The sequence below is a fragment of the Mesorhizobium sp. M7A.F.Ca.CA.001.04.2.1 genome, assembly GCF_003998485.1.
Taxonomy (GTDB): domain Bacteria; phylum Pseudomonadota; class Alphaproteobacteria; order Rhizobiales; family Rhizobiaceae; genus Mesorhizobium; species Mesorhizobium ciceri.
Genome location: NZ_RZQT01000256.1, coordinates 1 through 2,921, shown reverse-complemented (window position 1 = coordinate 2,921; position 2,921 = coordinate 1). Strand labels below are relative to the sequence as shown.

Genomic DNA, 2,921 nt, shown 5'->3' with positions numbered 1-2,921 from the left:
CCCAAGTCGGCCCGCACATGAGGCCCAACGCCTCCTGTCAAAATCCCCTGACACAAACAGTCCAAGACACTTCAATCACATAACAAAAAAACCCCGCCGAAAATCGACGGGGTTTGTCAGCAGTCTGGGGCCGGGCTTCCGGCCTTTTCTATTGTTTTCAGCAAATCACTTTTAAGGAGGACACCATGGCTTCATCAGCGTTGATCGGCATCCTGATCACATTCCTCGTCATCATCCTCGTTCTCTATCTGGTTCAACGCCTGCCGCTCGATGGCCGGATGAGACAGATAGTTCAGGTCATCGTCATCATCATCGGCATCATTTCGCTGCTCAAATACCTCGCGGTTTTTTAGGCCGCGAAGGCCGCCATTCTCACCGTTTTAAGACTGGCCCGGCGCGTGGCGATCGGGCCGGTCGTGTTTCAAGACGTAGTTTAATCGATTGATATTGTTGGATATTCGATAATATTCGTGGCAGGTCTTGCCGTTGTCATGCTCGTTTGACAAAACAGGCCCGCCTCCGGCGGGAGGCCGCATTGCCAACGAGGAAATCACCAGATGAATGTGGCCCAGAACATCGTCGCCGGCCTTGACCGGATACTCACCATGGAACTGGTGCGCGTCACCGAACGGGCCGCCGTCGCGGCCGCCAGGCTGCGTGGGCGCGGCGACGAAAAGGCGGCCGACCAGGTCGCCGTGGATGCCATGCGCCAGGAACTCAACCGGCTTTCCATCAGGGGCACGGTGGTGATCGGCGAGGGCGAGCGCGATGAAGCGCCGATGCTCTATATCGGCGAAGAAGTCGGCTCCGGCAAAGGTCCGGCGGTCGATATCGCGCTCGATCCGCTCGAAGGCACGACGATCTGCGCCAAGAACCTGCCCAATGCGCTCGCCGTCATCGCCATCGCCGAAAAGGGCAGCCTGCTGTTTGCGCCCGATGTCTACATGGACAAGATCGCCATCGGTCCGGGCTATGCGGACGGCGTCATCGATATCGATGCCTCACCGGCCGAAAACATCGCCAGCCTCGCCCGCGCCAAGGGCGTGGCTATTTCGGACATCACCACCTGTATCCTCGACCGGCCACGTCATGCCAAGCTGATCGATGCCGTGCGCGCCACGGGTGCCGCGATCCGGCTGATCGGCGACGGCGATGTCGCCGGCGTCATCCACACCACGGATCCGGAAGAAACCGGCATCGATATCTATCTCGGCACTGGCGGAGCACCCGAGGGCGTGCTGGCCGCCGCCGCGCTGCGCTGCACCGGCGGCCAGATGCAGGGCAGGCTGATCCTCGACACACCGGAAAAGGTTGCTCGCGCGGCAAAGATGGGTATTTCCAATCCGAAACGGGTCTATCGGACGGAGGACATGGCGCGCGGCGATGTGCTGTTTGCGGCCACCGGTGTCACCGACGGCAACATGCTGGCTGGCGTCAAGTTCGGCCACAATTACATCACCACCCACACGATCGTGCTGCGCTCGTCGTCACGGACGGTGCGCGAGATCAAGGCACGCCATCAGGATCTGGATAAGTTCTGACGCTTGCTTGCGAAGCCACCTTGCAATTGTTAGCCATTCGGGCGCACCCGATATTGGCTGCAAGGATTTGACGATGAAACCGTTCGACTGGCACGCGGATCCGATCTCGCGCGCCACCGCCATCACGCAGTCTTATCGCAACACCCAGAATGTGCGTCGCTTTCTCATCCGGGAATGCGGCGACGCATTCAGCTTCGACCGGCCTTTCATGGCCTGGCTCAAGGACGGTGTGGAAAAGACGATGGGCGATGCGGCCGACGAATGGCTTCGGCGCCAGGCTGAAAAGCGGAAAGCGCAGTTTTCTTGACACTTCCCGGACGGCGCACACCGTGAATCGCTTGGCTTTGCCTGCCTTTGGCCTATAGAGCGTCGCATGAACGTGACACGCTTTAAATTGTTGCCAATACAGGTCGTCGCCCCAAAACCGCTGCGCACTTTTGGGCGACATGCACTATCGTGCGGCCAACGATGAGTTGGCAAAGCGTATGACCGGCGAAAAGCGCCTCTTCCTCGATGTCAGGCAGTCGGTGTCAGGGGTTTCCTGGGAGCACCGGCTGACCGAGCGGCAGGACATGATCGCGCTCGCCATCGCGCAAGGCTACGGGGTATCCGATATCGTCGCACGGGTGCTTGCCGGCCGCGGCGTCACCGCCGAGCAGACCGAGCGGTTTCTCGATCCGACGATCCGCGATCTTCTGCCGGATCCGGCATCGCTGACCGACATGGACAGGGCGGCGGCCCGGATCGCCGCCGCGGTGATGGCCAGGGAAAAGGTGGCGATCTTCGGCGACTATGATGTCGATGGCGCCGCCTCGTCGGCCTTGCTGAAGCGGTTCCTCACGCATTTCTCGGTGCCGTCGGAAATCTACATCCCGGATCGTATTTTCGAGGGCTATGGCCCCAACCCCGACGCCATGCGCGAACTTGTTTCGCGTGGCGCGACACTGATCGTCACCGTCGATTGCGGCACCAACAGCGCCGCTTCCATCGATGCCGCCAATGAGGCCGGGGCTGATGTCGTGGTGCTCGACCACCACCAGGTCGGCGGTGCCTTGCCGGCGGCAATCGCTGTCGTCAATCCCAATCGCGACGACGACCTCTCCGGGCAGGGCCATCTCTGTGCCGCCGGCGTGGTCTTCCTCGCCCTTGTGCAGACGGCCAGGATCCTGCGTAGCCGCATGGCCGATGCTACGCCGCCGGACCTGCTTTCGCTGCTCGATATCGTGGCATTGGCCACCGTTTGTGACGTGGTGCCGCTGACCGGCGTCAACCGTGCCTTCGTGGTCAAGGGGCTGCAGATGGCGCGCCAGCAGAAGAACGAAGGGCTCGCGGCACTGGCACGGGTGTCGCGCATCGGCGAGCCGATCAGCACCTTCCATC

Annotated in this window: 4 protein-coding genes; all 4 read left to right on the top strand. The window is 61.3% G+C overall.

From position 1 onward, the window contains the following. Positions 1–185 precede the first annotated feature (185 nt). Entirely contained in the window at positions 186–353 is a 168-nt protein-coding gene (locus tag EN955_RS34180) for a Thivi_2564 family membrane protein (RefSeq protein WP_013531988.1), read from the top strand. 204 nt (positions 354–557) lie between these two features. Further along, positions 558–1,541 (top strand): class II fructose-bisphosphatase, encoded by a 984-nt coding sequence (glpX, locus tag EN955_RS34175; RefSeq protein ID WP_013531987.1) that lies wholly within the window; start codon positions 558–560, stop codon positions 1,539–1,541. 73 nt (positions 1,542–1,614) lie between these two features. Continuing rightward, positions 1,615–1,848, top strand: a complete 234-nt coding sequence (locus tag EN955_RS34170; RefSeq protein ID WP_024505361.1) for a DUF6434 domain-containing protein — start codon at positions 1,615–1,617, stop codon at positions 1,846–1,848. A gap of 178 nt (positions 1,849–2,026) precedes the next feature. Beyond that, positions 2,027–2,921, top strand: an 895-nt coding sequence (locus EN955_RS34165) for a DHH family phosphoesterase (protein ID WP_206523775.1), incomplete at its 3' end; no start/stop codon positions are given.